This window comes from Micromonospora sp. NPDC050495, assembly GCF_040655175.1.
Classification (GTDB): domain Bacteria; phylum Actinomycetota; class Actinomycetes; order Mycobacteriales; family Micromonosporaceae; genus Micromonospora.
On the sequence record NZ_JBFAJK010000076.1, the window covers coordinates 1 to 17,124 of the forward strand.

Consider the following 17,124-nt stretch of genomic DNA (forward strand, 5'->3'; position numbering starts at 1 on the left):
CCGTGGCCACCAGGTACGACAAGCTCGCCTGCCGCTACCGCGCCACCGTGCAGATCGCCGACATCCTCATCTGGCTACGCGCGAAACCCGACCGCTGCTACTCATGATCCAGGAGACACGGCCTAGTTGGCCAGCCGACTCACCCGCGTTTCTCTTGAGCACATCGCGGACTTCCAGATCCACCTGGACGCTGCGCGTCGCTCGATCGATACCTACGCCATGTGGGGGCAGCCCACCAGATCATGGACGGCCTTTGTAGCGACGACTCGTTCTGGTACTTCCAACCATGGCTCATCGGCCAGGGGCAGCGCTGGTGGCACCAAGCCGCCCAAAACCCCGACAACCTCGCCGACCTGTCCCCCGTCCGTGCGCTCGCCGGCCGTGCCCCCGCGAATGGGCCGACGGGGAATGGCCGGACTGGGAGAAACTCGCCTACGTGGCACCGAGCGCCTACAACCGCATTACCGGGCGCGAAGGCAGCCTCGATGAAGCGCTGGACGCCCGGCGCCACCGCACGTGCTCCGACCTTGAAGCATGCAAAAAGCGGAAGCAGGGTGAGGGTAGGTGGACACCACCTGCCGGAGCTTACTTGTAGTCGAAGGTGTAGCACCACGCCAACGCTCGCACTGCAGCATCGGAGACCTCCGGGTGTCGGATCCGGAATTCTGCCGCCGCAGCGTCGCCCATCTCAGCGAGATCAGCCGTGGCGAACCGGGCGTCGGACCGGTAGAAGTCGTCCTCAAGCTGGCGGATCATCGGAAGAAGGCCGGCTGCTCGCTCGTTTCCGAACCGCTCGATCACCAGGCGTTCGTCTTGGGCCGGCCAGGTCGTGCGACCCCAGCCAGTCCAGGTCAGGACAGCCTCGCTGAGCAGCTCGGCAGGAACGCTTACCGCGTCCACAGCAGCACCTCCGCACCGGTGCGCGGATCAACCGATGAAATTCGGTACCTCGATCCACCTCCGCTTAGGCAGCTCGCTGTGCTGGCCGTTGCCGGCGAACACCAGAAGCTCGTCGTCCTCGTAAGGCGAGGCGGGTGCTTCCCTCTCGCACCCGAGGCAGGACCATGGCTGCAGGCGAATCCACTCGACGTAGGCAACGTCGGGGCGACAACGATCGTCATCGTCGTGGCATCAGCGTGGGCAAGCGATACGTTGAAAGGTATTCCGATCTGCCGTGCCCGTCCTTCAGCTGGTCCAGGACGCGGTCCAACTCCTCGACAGTCGGAACGTCGCAGGACTGCTCGTCGCCTGAGAATCCCTCGGTCCACTGCAGCGCCACTCGCACAAGCTAACGCAGGTCTGCCGACCTGCGCGCCCTGCCAGACCGGCCGTGTGAGGATAACCTGTCGCCATTGCGGGCTATGTTCCGTAGGGGTCCCAGTGAGCGGCGTAGTGCAGCAGCGAGCGTGCCAGGTCGGGGTGGGCCGCCGCCCACCGGTTGTCAAACAGGAACCACTGGTCGAACCCGAAGAAGCCGTCTATGTAGCGGGCGACCTGCGTGATGTGCTCATCCACCTGGATCAGCGATTCGGTGGGACGCCGCGCGCGCAGCAGGTCCAGCATCTCCCGGTGAACCGCCTCATGGGTGGGCATCCGGTCGAGACTGGCAGGTGACGGGGCGTAACCCGGCAGTTGGGCATAGCGCTCCAACGCCCAGCCCACATCGTTCTCCCCAGGAGCGACGAGGGCCCGCAGCAGCCGGACGTCGTGCGGCCAACCGTGGGCGCCGGGGCCGTCGACGCCGAGGTGGGCGGCGAGGTCCGGCAGGCTCAGGCCGGGAAAGTGGACGGCGCCGATCAGGTCCAGGTTTCGATAGGCATCAGGCGATTGCCAGCACAGGCGGACCGAGAAGACGGAATCCGGTCCGGGCGGGGCCAGCCGGACGGTACGGACCGGAACGCTGTGCGTGAACACCGCCTCCGAGACACCCGCGGTGGCGGGCATGGGCCACGTGTCGTGCAGCAGGAACGCGAGCCGGTCGGGGGACGCGGCAACGGCCTCGTCGTCGACGAAGTAGTAGGCCAGGTCCACCTCGTCGTCATCGGTACGCACTCTCAGGGCGTGCTCACCGAGCCTGATGAAGTCATCATCACCCTCGACCCACAGGTGTTCGGTCAGCAGCTCGCGCAGTTCGTCAACCGACTCCGGTGGCGGCAGGCGCCGCTTCCGGACCTCCTCGAAAATCGACTCCAGGCCGTACACGTTGCCACCCAGCTCGCCCTCGATCCACAGGCACGGATCGTCCTGCTCCCAACCGCAGCGGAACCAGTCGAGCACGGTCGCCTCGGGCAGGGTGACCACCCGCTTGCCGAAAGGATTGTCCTCCCGCCAACGGCACACGAAGTACATGCGGCTGACCCTAGGCACGCGGTCCGACAAGATTTGTCCCACGGCGCCATACAGCGCCTACCTCAAAGCGACAAGGGCCGCGGCAACCAGACACCCCGCAGCCATCTGCGCCTGTCGCGGTCGTCAGCGCTTCGACACGCCGCGTCGTCCCACAGGATCAGACCAGCAACGCCAACTCCGGTACGGCCTCACCGCAGCACGCCGGCGCTCGGTGGCCCATCGATCCTGTGACACCTCCCTACAGTGGTCACGTCACTAGATCGACGTGTCGCGCCTGCGCCGCGTCATCCACCCTGAACTGCCGCAGCCAGCGACCCGGCTGCAGCGTCACCTCGTCGCTCTCCTCGGCGTCACCGATATTGAGCCGGCCGGAGGGGAACCCCGAAGGCAATCTCGTACGGAGGCTCCCGTCTACTCGCCCAGACACAACGGCAGGCCGTTACCGTCCTCGACGTGAACACTGCGGAGTTCTGGCAGTTCCTATAGCGATCAGCCGAGGAGGCGACCGGTACCGCCCGGAGGCTCGACTGGTTGGCACACCGGCTCAGCCGCTCTCACTTGAGCACGTCGCGGACTACCAGCTACACCTGCAGGCCGCACGTCGCCAGATCGACACCTACGCCATGTGGGGCGCCGCCAACCAGATCATGGACGGCCTCTGCAGCAGCGACGCGTTCTGGTACTTCCAACCACGGCTCATCGGCCAAGGAGAACACTGGTGGCAACACGCCGCCCAAAACCCCGACAACCTCGCCGACCTACCCGCCGTTCGCGCTCTTGCCGGCAGCAGCCCTCGAAACCGCTGAGCTGCGAGGACGATCCCCCTGTGTCCGCAACAGTCCGCGGCGTCCGTCCCGATCGTCACTCAAATAGTCACCCGCCGTCGCCCGGCCAAGCCGGGGGTTACCGCGCGGACGGCGATGCTGGCAGGTCGGGTAGCGGCGGAGCGTCGCTCGTCGCGTCGGTGATGGTGATCTGCCACCTGCCCAGTGTGGGTGCCGCCAGCCGGCCGACGCGCCAGGCGACAACGCCGACGGCGATGATGAGCGACACCGCCGCAGCAACCAGCAGCCACCGCCGCGGTAGCACTCGGCGGTCGAGGCGACGAAGGGGCTGCAGGTTCTCCGGAGAGGGTGCCCACGATGGGAGGCCATTCATAGCCACGACAGCACCTCCTGGGCGACGGTGGCGGCCGACCCGACCATCGCCGTATCGGCGGCACCGGTCGCCTCGAATTCGACCAGCACTCCGTAGGTGCCGAAACACGTCGAGAAGTTGATGCGCCGGCCAGTTTCGCGGTCACCCGCGATGAAGTAGACGGCGCGGTCGCCGAGCGCAACGGGATGATTCCTATTGTTGATGACCGTCAGCAGCCCGGCTCGGTCCACGCAACGCGGGCCGCGACCCTCGTACCGCCCGTAACGCCCGAGTGACACCCACAGGTAGCCACGTGCGCCCTCCTTCGTGGACGCGCTCTTGACCAGGCAGTAGTTTGAGCGCATGCCTGGCCCGTTCTGCTCCCCAACCTGCAAGGCACCGCGCCCAGGAACGAGGAGGTCGAACACCTCCGACCGGATGAGCGGGCAGACCGCCGGAGGTGCAGGCGGGTCTACCGTCGCATTCCGCCAGCCCTGCCACCCGCCGACGGCCGCTGAGAGCAGGACACAGACGGCCAGGGACACGACGCGTACCCAAGTCCCCCGTCTCACACCACCAGTGTGACCGGACGCAGCAGATGGACTATCGGCCGACCAGCGGTATTCCGAGCGCCTCAACCTCCTGTCCCCTCACCGTCGGATGGCAAGCTCATCTCTCATGATCCGTGACTTCGCTAGAGACTATCTGCACCGCCAGCACAGGTCGATACGTCAGGCGCTGATCTGGAAGCTCAGTGTGGAAGCCGTGAGAAATCCGGTTCGCGTGGAGGCTCGCCCGTGAGGGCGGTCATCGTCGCGGCCGCAGTCGCGTTCATCATCTCCCTGCTCGGCACGCCGGTGGCGATTCGCGTCTTCACCGCGCTCAAGGCAGGCCAGCCGATCCGATCCATCGGGCTGGCCAGCAACCAGGGCAAGCACGGCAGGCCCACGATGGGCGGCGTCGTCTTCATCGTGGCCACCGTCTTCGCGTACGTTGCCGGGCACCTCGCCCTGATGACCCTGCCCGAGCGGCAGATCGCGCAGGAGGGGCCGACGATGACTGCCCTCGTCCTGCTCGGGCTCTTCGTCTTCTGCGGCGTGGTCGGCTTCTTCGACGACTTCCTCAAAGTGCGCCGGCGCAACTCCGACGGCCTGTCCGCCAAAGGCAAGCTGCTCGGCCAGGCGATCGTCAGCGGCGGCTTCGGTATCGCCGCGCTCTACGTGCCGAGCACCAACGGCCAGACCGTGGCCAGCGAGCACATCTCGCTCATCCGCGACATCAGCTGGCTCGACGTCGGCAAGGTTGGCGCGGTCATGGTCATCGTCTTCGTGATCACGGCGATGTCGAACGGCGTGAACCTCACCGACGGCCTCGACGGCTTGGCCACCGGCGCGTCAATCCTGGTGCTCGGCGGGTACGCGCTGATCGGCTTCTGGCAGTACCGGCACTGGTGCGCCGACGAAGGGTACGCCCGGGTGAACGACTACTGCTACCAGGTACGCGATCCCCTGGAGATCGCCATAATCGCGGCGGCGGCCGCCGCCGCCTGCGTCGGCTTCCTGTGGTGGAACACGTCCCCGGCGCGGATCTTCATGGGTGATGTGGGCGCGCTCGGACTCGGCGGCCTGATCGGCGGGCTCGCGGTGGTAACCCGCACCACGCTGCTTTCGATCATGATCGGCGGGCTCTTCGTCATCATCACGACGACCTGGGTGATCCAGATCGTCTCATTCCGGACCACCGGTAGACGCGTCTTCCGGATGGTGCCTTTGCACCACCACTTCGAGCTGGCCGGATGGAGCGAGACCACTATCGTGGTCCGGTTCTGGATCGTGGCCGGCGTCGGCGTGGCGGCCGGCCTGGGCCTGTTCTACTCGGACTTCTTGGCGGTCGTTGGATGACCCGGGTGCCAGCTGATCGGCGAGCACGACAGCGCCACTTGGGCTCTGGTGCTCCCCGACCTGCTCCCATGGCCCGTTTGCCAACCGGACACGCTCACGGATTCGCGCCTTATCCGCGGCATGACAGGTTTGCTGGGCGGCAGTACGCTCCCTGCCCGGTGACAAGAGGAAGGTGACAGGGTGGGCGCATCGGCGTGGAGCTGGCAGGTGCCGTATCAGCAGGATCTCGCTGGCGCGTTGCAGCAAGCTCGTCGGGAGGCGTACGCGCGGGGCTCGTTCTATAGCGAAGAGCCGAACAGCCGGGCCCGATCGATGGGCGAAGACAACTATGTCGCGTGGGAGCTTGCCGAGATTCGAAAGGGCATCGGCGACGCATTTGACGATGACGGCTGGGAACCGGACGACAGCATGTCCCGAGAGGCATGGCGTGCTGCGCAGATCGAGGTGACGGACCCAGACTCGCTGCTGGCGTCGCAGCCGTTCTCCGGCACCCACTCGATCATCGACATGACGGGGGTCTCGGCCACATCGGCACCGCACATGGTGGCACCAGTGCCAGCCGAGGAGCTGGACGAGCTGTTCGGCACAGGTCGGCCGGCCGCCACCGCAGTCGCCGAGGCGATCGAGAACGGCGCCCTCACCGGCCATGAGCGATGGCACGGCCGGTACGTGATCGGGTATGACGGTGACGTGCCGCACGCGATCTACTTCGTGGGCTACAGCGGCGACTGACCTGGCTCAGACGGCCGACAGCGACCCGTGTGACTGCCACGCCGGTCGTTCGGCGAGTCGCCAATCAAGATCAAGCGTCCGCTCATCGGCAGGAGCGGACACCATCCGCGACGTTGCACGCGCGGATCCCGGCAGATCCGGATGTTGTCAGCCCTCCCGTTCGCCGGCGTTTGCGATGGCTAGGAATCCCTCGAACTCCTCCAGCATGGCGCCGGCGTCACCACCCACTGCCACGAACATGGCGACCGCATCTCGTAGCATTTCGGCGGTTGAACGGTCAAGGTGCAGCGTCATCCAGTCGCGTGGATCCACCGCGTGGGCGAAGACTTCAGGAAAGCGCTCTTGGACGAGCCGCGCCGCCTCCTCAGCCTCCTGCTGGGTCATGGAGGTTGTCGACAGCGTCCAGAACTCTTCAGGTCGGTATCGGTCGTGACCGGAGTTGTCGGTGTTCTGCACGTCCCGATGGTAGGTGTCCTATGGACCGGCGACTTCCGCTCATCGGCACGATCGGATGCCGACAACGCGCGATCAGCGGCATGAGCGTGCAGGTATCAGCATCGCCTCGTAGCGCTGATTGGCGCACTCGTCAGACCTCGCCGCCGGATGGGATGCTCCACCGCAGTACGGCCCCGCCCGCGACGTCCTTCAGAGTCAGCGAGTACACCTGTCCAACCGACCTGCCTGCTTTGAATCGCTGAAGTTCGCTCGGTGCCCAGCCGACACACAGGATCGGGCAGCCGGCTACCTCGATCACTCCGGCGCCGAGCGGATCCTGCCAGCCGGCTCGCCATCCGAGATGGTGATGGCTGTGCAGGTCGACGGACGCCATGTGCGCGAAGTGGCCCCGCGCGACCGCCCACCGGTTGATCTCCGCCGCCCTCTCAAGGGCGACTTCGACAGGTAGATCCAACCAGCCGTGCGGGCGGTTGGTGCGGAACGCCGGAATCGGTTGCGCACCGAAGCGCGCCCAAGCCTCCTCATCGCCTTTGCCCCAGATTCGCAGGTCAGCTAACCCGTCGACACTGCGCGCCGCCGGCAGGAAGCCGACCCATGAATCAAGCGCAACCGCGTCACCGATGACCATCCCGGACGGGTCCACGGGCAGATCACCCAGCACCACCGGTTCTTCTCCTGCTGACACCGCCGACCACGGCAGGTTCAGGTCGATATCGAGCGCGGCTATGGTGTCGATCGCCTCGTACGTACCGGGCCGGGTGTGCGCAGTGACCGTTAACGCTCCAGGTCCGGCTGGCACGGCGACCGCCTCGGCGAGCCAGTCCTGCAGGTGAGCGCCGCCCGTATCCGCCGCCCGCATCGCACGAACCGACAACGGCTCTCCAAGGTCGGCCCACTGATCGAGAAACCCACCGCAGCCAAGCACGACAGTCCGCGACGGCACCACCACCCGGCCCAGTGCCGCGGTCATTGACCGGGAATCGTCACTGCTGTTCATCGCCGCCGATCATCACACCTCACGGGCTTCTGGGGCATCCGCTCATCGGCACGACCGGATGCCGACAACGCGCGGCCCGCTCGCACTCGGATCGGTTCGCAACGAGGTTCGACCGGTTCCACGCCGGCTGACGGCGCCCACCGTGGCCAACCCCTAGTGGCCGGTAGCCGAAGCATGCCGACGAGACGCGATGGTCAGCCGTTGGGCAATCCTTGACGCGATACGTCCCTATGAGATCCTCGCGTAAAAGGTCGCGAATCGGTTCGGCGCAGCTGAGTCACCGCGTGGGGGCGGGGCCTGTGGTGGCGCGCAACGACACGGGTGGGGCGTGCAGGATGTGGCGCGGGTGCGCCTGTGGGTTGGCGAGGCGCTCCAGCAGGAGCTCGACGGCCTGAGCGCCCATGTCGTGCGTGGGAACGTCGACGGCGGTCATCGGCGGCCGGAAGTCCTCAGCCCAGTGCCGGGCGGCCACGCCGGCGACGGAGAAGTCGCGGGGCACTCGCAGGCCGGCGCGCTCCAGGCCGCGTTGGATTCCCGGCAGCGCGGCCTCGTTGACGGTGACCAGCGCGGTCACCTCACGATGGTCATCGCGCAACTGCTCCACGCAGGCCTCCCCGGCCGGTGCGTCGTCGGCGCAACATACGTCGACTCCGGTCACGTTCCGTTCAACGACGGCGTCGGTGAAGCCGGTGAGGGCGCGGTGGCCCGGGCCGTAGCCGGCGGCAACGAGCTCGGTGGAGCGGTTGACGAGGGCGATGTTCCGGTGGCCGAGGTCGGCGAGGTGGTGCACGCATCGCGAGACGAGCGTCGCGTAGTCGATGTCGACACACCACATGTGCTCGGCATCGCGGGTTCGGCCGATGGTGACGAAGGGCAGGCCGACGTTTTGCAGCCGCGTGACTCGGTCGTCTTCGAGCCTTATCTCCATCAGGATGACGCCGTCGACGCGGCGACCGGTGACGACCCGTTCAAACGAGCGCTCGTGGTCGCCGCCGGACGGGGACAACAACACGTCGAAATCCGCTCGGGCGGCCGCCTCTACGATGCTGGCGACGAACGCGAGCTGCATCTCGGTCAACCGCTGGCTCGCCGGGGGAATGACCAAACCGAGAGTTCGTGTCCGACCCTCTTTCAAGGCTCGGGCGCTGGCGTTGGGCCGGTAGCCGAGTTCGTCGATGACAGCCTGGATGCGTCGGCGGGTCTCCTCGGACACGCGTCGCTTTCCGGTGAGCGTGTATGACACCGTGCTTCGGGACACACCCGCCCGGCGAGCGATCTCTCCGATGTTCATCCTTGCTCCCTCACCAACCGTCGGCCCGCCCTGCGGCAACGCCGCATCGTATGGACCGTACCGGGTCCCTGGCCCACGATGTACGCCGGACCGAATCGGTTCGTCCACAGCAAATCGGCCTGCTCCGATACCCAACGCCGCACCGGCCAACAGCTCCCCAGCGTTGAACCGACTTGCGATCTGCCGGCCTCCACCACTTGACCCGACCCGAAGAACACGCCTATGTTCGGTCGAACCGATTCGCTCCGCCCCGTTCAACCGCCTTCGTCACCAAGCACATACCCGCCTGTGCTCGCGCGAACAGCCACAACTCTGGTGCGCTGCGGTTGCTGCTCCACCGTCGAGCCCCACTGTCCCTTATGTCCGACTGGCACGACTGGCGACAGCCCGACATCCCTACCCCGCGGAGGGCCACCATGACCTTGCTCCGTACCGGGCGCCGCGTCCTCGGCGCCGCCTTGATCTCCCTTGCCGTCACCGCCGGCACGGCCGCCTGCTCGTCGTCGGACGCTCCCGGGGATGGCTCCTCCGGCAGCAGCAGCTACACGGTCTGGGACCCGTATCCGCAGTACGACGACGGCTCTGCGTGGGTGCAACTGCTGAGCAAGTGCGGTACGGACGCCGGCGTGAGCATCAAGCGCACCGCCTACGACACCAGCGACCTGACCAACAAGGCGCTGCTGGCCGCGCAGCAGGGCAACTCCCCCGACGTGCTCATCGTTGACAATCCGGTCGTCTCCACGCTCGCCGAGGCCGGGGTGCTGACGACCACTCAGGAGAACAAGCTCGACGTCAGCGCCATCTCGCCGAACCTGATCGCGGCCGGAACGATCGGCGGCAAGTCGTACGGGGTGCCGATCGGCGCCAATACCCTGGCCCTGTACTACAACAAGGCGGTGCTGCGGGCGGCCGGCGTGGACATCGGCAGCGTCAAGGACTGGGCGTCGCTGACCGCGGCGCTGGGCGCGGTAAAGGCGGCTGGCAAGAAGGGCATCACCTTCTCCGGCATCGGTACGGAAGAGGGCAGCTTCCAGTTCCTGCCGTGGTTCTGGGGTTCCGGCGCGGACCTGCGCAAGCTCGACTCGCCGGAGGCGGTCGCGTCGCTGCAGTTGTGGACCGACTGGCTCAAGCAGGGCTACGCGCCCAACTCCGTCATCAACAACACTCAGACTACGAGCTGGCAGGAGTTCGCCACCGGCGGGTACGCGTTCGCCGAGAACGGCACCTGGCAGCTGGGGAACGCGGAAAAAGCCGGCTTCGAGTACGGCATCATCCCGATCCCGGGTCGCGATGGCGGCACCGCGGCGGCGCCGACCGGCGGCGAGTTCGTCAGCATTCCGGTGCAGAAGGAAACCGGCCGCTACGACACCAGCAAGAAGCTGGTGCAGTGCCTGACCAATACCGAGAACTCCTACGCCACCGTCAGCGCGCTCAACTATGTCGCGCCGACCTCAGCGGTGCAGGACAAGCAGCTGGCGGCCAACCCCGAGCTGAAGGTGTGGGTCGAGGCGGTGAAGGCTGCCAAGGGCCGCACCAGCGATGAGCTCGGCACGAAGTACCCGAAGATCTCCGAGCCGCTGTGGACCGCCGTTCAGGGCGCGCTGAGCGGGTCGAAGTCCCCGGCCGACGCGCTCGCCGCCGCGCAGGCGACGGCCGCGGCGGCGACGAAGTAGGCCCATCCGCCTCATGGACCGTACGACACAGCCCGGGAACGCACGGGTGGCGGTGCGTGCCGAGGATGGGACGGCCCGGGCGGTCCCGCCCTCGGCCCGGGCAAGGAGACGCACGGGCCGGGCACGCACGACGAGGTGGGTCGGATGGGCGTTCCTGGCACCGGTGGTCGGCTACCTCGCCGCCTTCTACGCCTACCCCCTGTACCGCAACGTCGACCTGAGCGTGCGGCACTACACCGTCCGCTCGTTCGTGCAGGGTGACGCGCCGTTCAGCGGCTTGGACAACTACCGCGAGGTGTTTGACGACCCGACCTTCGGACCGGCGTTGGGCCACACGGTCCTCTTCACCGTGGCATCACTGCTCTTCCAGTTCGCCGCCGGCCTGGCCCTGGCGGTGTTCTTCAACCGCCACTTCCGCCTGTCGGCGACGCTGCGCGCGCTCTTCCTGGTGCCGTGGCTGCTCCCGCTGATCGTGTCCGCCTCGACGTGGTCATGGATGCTCAACAGCGACTCCGGCGTCGTCAACGCTGCGCTGTCGGTGTTCGGCGTCGGCCCCGTCAACTGGCTCACCTCGCCCGACTGGTCGCTCGTCTCGGTGATCATCGCGAATGTCTGGATCGGCATCCCGTTCAACCTCGTCGTGCTCTACAGCGGTCTGCAGGCCATCCCGGGTGAGCTGTACGAGGCCGCAGCGCTGGACGGTGCGACCGGCTGGCAGCAGTTCTGGCGGATGACCTTCCCACTGCTGCGTCCGGTGTCCGCCATCACACTGCTGCTCGGCCTCGTGTACACGCTGAAGGTCTTCGACATTATCTGGATCATGACCAAAGGCGGGCCGGTGGACTCCTCGACCACATTCGCCACCTGGTCCTATCGCCTCGGCTTCGGCAACCTCCTGCCCCAGTTCGGCCCCGGCGCCGCGGTAGGCAACCTGCTCATCGTCCTGGCATTGGCCTTGAGCCTGCTCTACATCCGGACGCAACGGAAACAGAGGCGGCCATGAACCGTTGGACAAGCCGGTGGCGAACTCTGCTCGGGCTGCTGTTCACCGCTGTGATGCTCTTCCCCGTGTACTGGATGGTCAACGTGTCGTTGACCCGCGACCACGACATGCGCAGGCAGCCGCCGACGGTGTTCCCCGTCGACCCGACGTTCGACGGGTACCGGGTCGTGCTCAAGCAGCAGCTGCCCAACCTCGGCACCAGCCTCCTCATCGGCCTCGGCACCGTCGCCCTTACCATCGTGCTCGCTGCGCCGGCCGGCTACGCCCTGGCAAAGCTGCAGCCCCGCGGTGGCGGTCTTCTGGGCTTCGTGCTCGTGGCCGCGCAGATGATTCCGGGCATCATCATGGCAATGGGCTTCTACGCCATCTACCTCAACCTCGGCCTGCTCAACGCTTGGCCCGGCCTGATCCTCGCCGACTCCACCATCGCCGTGCCCTTCGCCGTGCTGGTCTTCACCGCCTTCATGTCCGGCATCCCGGACGACCTGCTACAGGCCGCATGCACCGACGGTGCTGGAACCCTGCGCACCTTCTGGTCCATCGTGCTCCCCATCAGCCGCAACGCCATCGTGACGGTCTCCCTGTTCGCGTTCCTGTGGGCCTGGTCGGACTTCGTCTTCGCCAGCACGCTCGACAGCGGCGGCCCGGTGCGGCCCATCACCCTGGGCATCTACCAGTACATCGGAAACAACAACCAGCAGTGGAACGCCATCATGGCCACGGCCGTCGTCGCGTCGATCCCGGCCGCCGTGATGCTCGTCGTCGCGCAGCGGTACGTCACCGCCGGAGTCACCACCGGCGCCATCAAGGACTGACCCGCCCCAGAGAGTGAGCCGCAGCATGAGCAGCCCCATGGGCCCCGTCTTCTCTGTGCAGCACATTCCGTTCAGCTACGCAGGTTCCTGGTTCGGCATCTCGCCGGTCATCGCCGAGGAGACCTATGCCGAACACCTACACCTGGTTTCGCACCAGACGGGCCTGCACGCCGTCCTGATGCTCGTGCCGGTACGGGCCGGTGCCGAGGTGGAGACGACCGTGTCCGCATCGCCGTCCGTGCTGGCCTGGACCGATGACCGGGGCCGGGTGGAGCTCGCCTACGAGACGGTCGACACGGTCCGGCTGCGCGGCCATGGCCTTGGGATGACGATCCGCGCCGCTCAGGCGACGCTCACACCGTTCAGCGGCACCTACTTCTACCAGGACCCGGTCGACGGTGCACATGTGTTCACCGACTACGGCACTGGCCGCCGATATCGGGTCACCGTGCTCGTTGGCACCGCCACCGGCACTGGCGTGCAGATCCTGGGCACCGGCGAACGGGGCATCAATGTCGATGACGACGAGCCGTGGGAGGTCGTGATCGAGGAGTACGACACCGCGCGTCCGCCCTACCGAAGCCACCTCACGTTCGAGCAGGTCATCAAGGATGCCGAGGCGGAGTTCACCGGCTTCCTCGAGGCCATGGCGCCTTGGCGCGGCCCGCAAACGCCGGCGGCCGAGCTGGCAGCCTACGTCCTGTGGTCGGCAACCGTCCGTCCTGCCGGGTTCGTCACCCGTCCCGCGGTGCTCATGTCCAAGCACTGGATGGACAAGGTCTGGAGCTGGGACCACTGCTTCAACGCCCTCGCGCTCGCCGACGGCCTGCCCGAGCTTGCCTGGCACCAGTTCCGCGTCGCCTTCGACCACCAGGACCCCGCCGGTGCCTTGCCCGACTCGATCACCCATTCCGAGGTGCTCTACAACTTCGTCAAGCCACCCATTCACGGCTGGACCCTCCGGCAGTTACGCCGACGGCTACGGCACGTCGACGTCACGGAGCTGGCAGCCACCTACGAAGCTCTCGCCCGCTGGACCAGGTTCTGGCTCGACGCGCGCCGCGCTCCCGGCGAGCAACTTCCGCACTATCAGCACGGCAACGACAGCGGCTGGGACAACGCCACCACGTTCGAACCGGAGCGCGTCGTGCAGAGCGCCGACCTCGCGGCCTTCCTCGTCTTGCAGCTACGGGAACTCGCCGACCTCGCGGCGGCCCTCGGCCGTGACGACGACGCGATTCGCTGGACGGCAACGGCCGAAGAGATCCGGGCCGCCATGCTCAACCGCCTGTGGGAAGGCGAACGGTTCGCGGCCCGCAGCCCCACGACCGGTCGCACCTGGACCAGCGAAAGCCTGCTCGATCTTATGGCCATCACGCTCGGTGACGACCTGCCGGCCACAATACGCGAGGCCCTGGCAACGCGGATCCGGACCCACCTCACGGCCTTCGGAGCCGCGACCGAGCAACCCGCGTCCCCGCACTATGAGGCCGACGGTTACTGGCGCGGCCCGATCTGGGCGCCCTCCACCGTCCTGATCGAGGATGGCCTTCGCCGCGCCGGGTACACCGACCTCGCCGACGACATCAGTACTCGCTTTCGCAGGCTGTGCGAACGGTCCGGATTCGCCGAGAACTTCGACGCGCACACCGGCATCGGACTGCGCGACCGCGCCTACACCTGGACCGCCAGCGCCTACCTGATCCTCGCCGCGGCCCACATCAAGCGGAGTGCCGCAACAGCAGCATGACCACCTGGTGCGCCGTAGCCCCGTTCCCGGTCTGGGCCGGGAACGGGGCTACGGTTTCGCGGGAGACAACGTCGCGAACCGGGGGTCACCTCAGTTGCGCAGGCTCCATTGCTGGTTGGAGCCGCCATTGCAGGCCCAGAGGATGAGTTTTGTGCCGTTGGCGGTGGCGGCGCCGGTGGCGTCGAGACAGAGTCCGGACTGCACGCCGGTGATCGTGCCGTTCGCGTTGACGTTCCATTGCTGGTTGCTCTGCCCGTTGCAGTCCCAGATGATCACCTGGGTTCCGTTGCTGGTGCCCTGGGCGTTGGCGTCGAGGCACTTGTTGCCGTACACCTGCAGTTGCTTGCCCGAGGTGTGGGTGAAGCGCTGGTTGGTCTGCCCGCTGCAGTCCCACAACTGCACCTGGGTGCCATTCGTCGTGCTGGAGTTCGGCACGTCCACGCAACGGCCGGACTGCCCGCCAACAATCTGCTGACCCTGACCGTCGCTGCTACCCGACGGCGGCAGCACCGTGATCGTGTACGTGTCCTCGATCGTGGTGTGCGACACGTTGACCGTGGCCGCGTTGCCCGACAGCGTCACCACGCTGTCCTGCACCGTCACCGGGCCCCCCACGGCCCCACCCCCGTTGTAGGGGATGCGCTGCACAAGCACCCGAACCTGGTTGTTCTGCACGATGCCGCTGGTCGAGTCGAGCCGCTGCAGGTTCACCGCTACGTTGCCGGTCGTGCGACTGCCGCCGACGAGGACCTTCGCGGAGCCGGCCGTCTTGGTGGCAAACGCGTCGTACGACCCGCTCGGGGTGACCGACACAACCTGGCCGGTCTGCGAGGCGTAGAAGTTGTACACCCACCACTCACCCTTGGTCTGGTACTGCCCGGCCGCGTTGCGGGTGAGCAGGCTGGCCAGGTCGTTGTGCAGGTTCTGACCGCCGGCCCAGTTCGCGCGAAGGCCGTCGGCGCCCGCACGCTCGAGGCGAGCGATGTACCACGCTCCGCCGCCCGGGTTCTGCTCGTTCGATGCGCCGTACTCGTTGATCTGGTACGGCCGCTGGTGTGCGATGCCGCGTGAGTCCAGAGTCTGGTTGGCCGTGGCGACGTTCGACACCGGATCGCCGGGCAGCGAGTGCCAGCTGATGATGTCCGGCAAGACGTTGTTTGCCTTGACGTAGTCCAGGTACTGCGTCCACCAGCCGCCGGTCGACGGCACGCCGGCGAAGCTGGGCCCCACGATCAGCATGTTGGGGAAGGTGGCACGGATTCGCTGGTAGGTGCGCTTCCACAGCTCGAAGTACTGCGACTGGGGCCGGTTCCAGAAGAGCGTGATGTTCGGCTCGTTCCAGATGTCCCACTCGACCGTGATCCCGGCCGCCTTCACGTCGTTGAACAGACGATTCAGGAACCTGTCGTAGTCGGTCCAGTCCCCGTTGTCGCCGGGGAACCGGCTGATCGATGCACCGTCGGCGCCCCAGAGGTCGTGGTTGAGCAACACGAACTTTCCGCCGAGCGCCGCCGTACGCTGCGCTTGCGCGCGCGTGGCGTTCCACCGCCGGTCGTAGCCGCCGCCGACCCAGCCGCCGCCGGGTAACTGCGCTCCGCCGGCCCGCATGGCCTGAAACTTGACATCACGGAAGAAGTTGTCCGGCGGGTTCAAGCCGTCCTCGGTCATGCCGTAGATCCAGCCGGATGCCCGGTAGGTCGGCGTACCGGTGGTCGTTGCGAAGTTGACGCTGATGGATTCGTTGGCGGCGAGGGCCGGACGGGCGAGTGACACCGTGAACCCGGAAGTGAGGACGAGCACCGCGGCGAGAACGCCGCGCCTGAACGCTCCTTGCATTCGTGGCACGCGCACCTGACGTCTCCTCTGTGTGTCGATTCGTGGGGACTGTCCGCTAAGCACGGTGAAGGGGGATGGAAAGACGTGTGGCTGTGGAGAAAGTCGACGCGACTTTCCCCCGCTCGATGCGGCCAAGGACCGGCCACGGGTTCCCAAAAGTGAGCGTGGAGCCACCGTCCGCGACCGCGAGTTGGCACGACACGACAACGGGTCGACCGCACCCCGCCGGTGAGCAGAGCAACTGCGGTTCACGGCGGATCTACTTCATCGAATCGATTCGTTGGAACGGTATGGCAGACGATAGGACGTGTCAACTGCGGTCTATGTCGACCCCGGTCCTGTACGTCGAAGCTGGCCGAGCCGCAAGCCCCGCGGCTCACTACGGGCGGCCCAGGCGAGGAGCCGTTTCGTGTGGCAGGGGTGGCCGCCGGTTGTCCAGCCAGAACCCGTAGTCGCGAAGATCGGCCTCAAGGCCGTTGGTCAGGTACGAGGCGAAGTCGCGGAGGCCCGTCGCGTTTTCCCGTCCATCAGCCCGTTCCCCGAAGACCAGTAACCCTGTGGGTCATCGATCCGCGCGGCCGGCCGGCAGCGTTCAGCCCACCACTGCCGCACGAGGTCGAGCGTCCAGTGCTCGTTGCCGTCGGCAGCGTAGGCACTTGACGGGTCGTTCCACCCGGCCGTCAACACAAGGTGCACCTCGCTCGCGCTCCTCGGCTGCAGGCCGCGAGGCGAAATAGTCGGCAAGCTTGCGGACGCTCCACCGGGTGAACGGCCGCCCCAAGGCTTCGGCGCGGGTGTTAGCCGTCTCGACGATGAACTGCTCGTCGTCGCGACTGATCAGGCGGGGAGGGCCACCCGCCCACCGAGGGTCCAGGCTGGCGATGCCCATCCACGACCATTGCTCGCCGTAAACGAATCGGTGAACCGGTGCCTCTACGAGTGATACGCAGCAGCTGCTGACCTTCCTGGTCACTCAGCCGCCGCACGCGTACGGGATCTGCCACCGTCACAGCCTGACCGCCGCAACGCCGTACGCCCGTCAGGCCGACGGCGTGTCAACCAACACCGTGAACATTCGTGGTCACGGCACTAGACGAGTTGTTCCGAATTCCGGTCAGTGGTCGTAGGCGATCAGTGACCGGGTGACGGGTGCGCCGGTTTCGTTGTTGTGCCAGATCGCGGCG

General features: G+C 66.7%; 14 protein-coding genes and 1 pseudogene. 8 read left to right on the forward strand and 7 right to left on the reverse strand.

Annotated elements, in window-relative coordinates; all coding sequences use genetic code 11:
• Nucleotides 1-221 precede the first annotated feature (221 nt).
• Nucleotides 222-356: pseudogene (locus tag AB0I11_RS32680) on the forward strand (DUF4240 domain-containing protein); the annotation flags it as partial.
• 229 nt (nucleotides 357-585) lie between these two features.
• Here AB0I11_RS32680 and AB0I11_RS32685 read toward each other — a convergent pair.
• Together AB0I11_RS32685 and AB0I11_RS32690 are read right to left on the reverse strand one after the other, a co-directional pair.
• Nucleotides 586-900 (reverse strand): hypothetical protein, encoded by a 315-nt coding sequence (locus AB0I11_RS32685; protein ID WP_357329531.1) that lies wholly within the window; start codon nucleotides 898-900, stop codon nucleotides 586-588.
• A gap of 459 nt (nucleotides 901-1,359) precedes the next feature.
• Nucleotides 1,360-2,349 carry a hypothetical protein gene (locus tag AB0I11_RS32690; protein WP_357329505.1) on the reverse strand — a complete coding sequence of 330 codons (990 nt, stop codon included), beginning with the start codon at nucleotides 2,347-2,349 and terminating at the stop codon, nucleotides 1,360-1,362.
• A 227-nt stretch (nucleotides 2,350-2,576) separates the two neighbouring features.
• Between AB0I11_RS32690 and AB0I11_RS32695 the strand changes: the two genes are divergently transcribed.
• Nucleotides 2,577-3,155: a DUF4240 domain-containing protein gene (locus AB0I11_RS32695; protein ID WP_357329507.1), complete on the forward strand. Its 579-nt coding sequence runs from the start codon at nucleotides 2,577-2,579 to the stop codon at nucleotides 3,153-3,155.
• 348 nt (nucleotides 3,156-3,503) lie between these two features.
• Here the strand turns inward: AB0I11_RS32695 and AB0I11_RS32700 are convergent, their stop codons facing one another.
• Nucleotides 3,504-3,914 carry a hypothetical protein gene (locus AB0I11_RS32700; protein WP_357329509.1) on the reverse strand — a complete coding sequence of 137 codons (411 nt, stop codon included), beginning with the start codon at nucleotides 3,912-3,914 and terminating at the stop codon, nucleotides 3,504-3,506.
• A 369-nt stretch (nucleotides 3,915-4,283) separates the two neighbouring features.
• Between AB0I11_RS32700 and mraY the strand changes: the two genes are divergently transcribed.
• Together mraY and AB0I11_RS32710 are read left to right on the forward strand one after the other, a co-directional pair.
• Nucleotides 4,284-5,387: a phospho-N-acetylmuramoyl-pentapeptide-transferase gene (gene mraY, locus AB0I11_RS32705; protein WP_357329511.1), complete on the forward strand. Its 1,104-nt coding sequence runs from the start codon at nucleotides 4,284-4,286 to the stop codon at nucleotides 5,385-5,387.
• A 180-nt stretch (nucleotides 5,388-5,567) separates the two neighbouring features.
• Nucleotides 5,568-6,119: a hypothetical protein gene (locus AB0I11_RS32710; protein WP_357329513.1), complete on the forward strand. Its 552-nt coding sequence runs from the start codon at nucleotides 5,568-5,570 to the stop codon at nucleotides 6,117-6,119.
• A 147-nt stretch (nucleotides 6,120-6,266) separates the two neighbouring features.
• Here the strand turns inward: AB0I11_RS32710 and AB0I11_RS32715 are convergent, their stop codons facing one another.
• The 3 genes from AB0I11_RS32715 to AB0I11_RS32725 form a co-directional block, all read right to left on the reverse strand.
• On the reverse strand, nucleotides 6,267-6,575 hold the full coding sequence (locus AB0I11_RS32715; RefSeq protein WP_357329515.1) for a hypothetical protein: 309 nt from the start codon (nucleotides 6,573-6,575) through the stop codon (nucleotides 6,267-6,269).
• A 130-nt stretch (nucleotides 6,576-6,705) separates the two neighbouring features.
• On the reverse strand, nucleotides 6,706-7,572 hold the full coding sequence (locus AB0I11_RS32720) for a hypothetical protein (RefSeq protein WP_357329517.1): 867 nt from the start codon (nucleotides 7,570-7,572) through the stop codon (nucleotides 6,706-6,708).
• A 277-nt stretch (nucleotides 7,573-7,849) separates the two neighbouring features.
• A complete protein-coding gene (locus tag AB0I11_RS32725; protein ID WP_357329519.1) occupies nucleotides 7,850-8,863 on the reverse strand; it encodes a LacI family DNA-binding transcriptional regulator in 1,014 nt (337 codons plus the stop codon).
• 416 nt (nucleotides 8,864-9,279) lie between these two features.
• On the opposite strand from AB0I11_RS32725, the gene AB0I11_RS32730 reads away from it, so the two are divergent.
• The 4 genes from AB0I11_RS32730 to AB0I11_RS32745 all read left to right on the forward strand — a co-directional run bounded on the left by AB0I11_RS32730 (nucleotide 9,280) and on the right by AB0I11_RS32745 (nucleotide 14,104).
• Nucleotides 9,280-10,536 carry an extracellular solute-binding protein gene (locus tag AB0I11_RS32730; RefSeq protein ID WP_357329521.1) on the forward strand — a complete coding sequence of 419 codons (1,257 nt, stop codon included), beginning with the start codon at nucleotides 9,280-9,282 and terminating at the stop codon, nucleotides 10,534-10,536.
• Between the two features lie 163 nt (nucleotides 10,537-10,699).
• A complete protein-coding gene (locus AB0I11_RS32735; RefSeq protein ID WP_357329523.1) occupies nucleotides 10,700-11,539 on the forward strand; it encodes a sugar ABC transporter permease in 840 nt (279 codons plus the stop codon).
• Complete coding sequence (locus AB0I11_RS32740; RefSeq protein WP_357329525.1) at nucleotides 11,536-12,354, forward strand: carbohydrate ABC transporter permease; 819 nt, start codon at nucleotides 11,536-11,538, stop codon at nucleotides 12,352-12,354. The genes AB0I11_RS32735 and AB0I11_RS32740 overlap by 4 nt, the downstream gene beginning before the upstream one ends.
• Before the next feature lie 25 nt (nucleotides 12,355-12,379).
• Nucleotides 12,380-14,104 (forward strand): trehalase family glycosidase, encoded by a 1,725-nt coding sequence (locus tag AB0I11_RS32745; protein WP_357329527.1) that lies wholly within the window; start codon nucleotides 12,380-12,382, stop codon nucleotides 14,102-14,104.
• A gap of 90 nt (nucleotides 14,105-14,194) precedes the next feature.
• On the opposite strand, the gene AB0I11_RS32750 is transcribed toward AB0I11_RS32745, so the two are convergent.
• The gene (locus tag AB0I11_RS32750; protein WP_357329529.1) at nucleotides 14,195-15,940 is read right to left on the reverse strand and encodes an RICIN domain-containing protein; all 1,746 of its coding nucleotides are present in this window, start codon (nucleotides 15,938-15,940) and stop codon (nucleotides 14,195-14,197) included.
• Nucleotides 15,941-17,124: the final 1,184 nt, after the last annotated feature.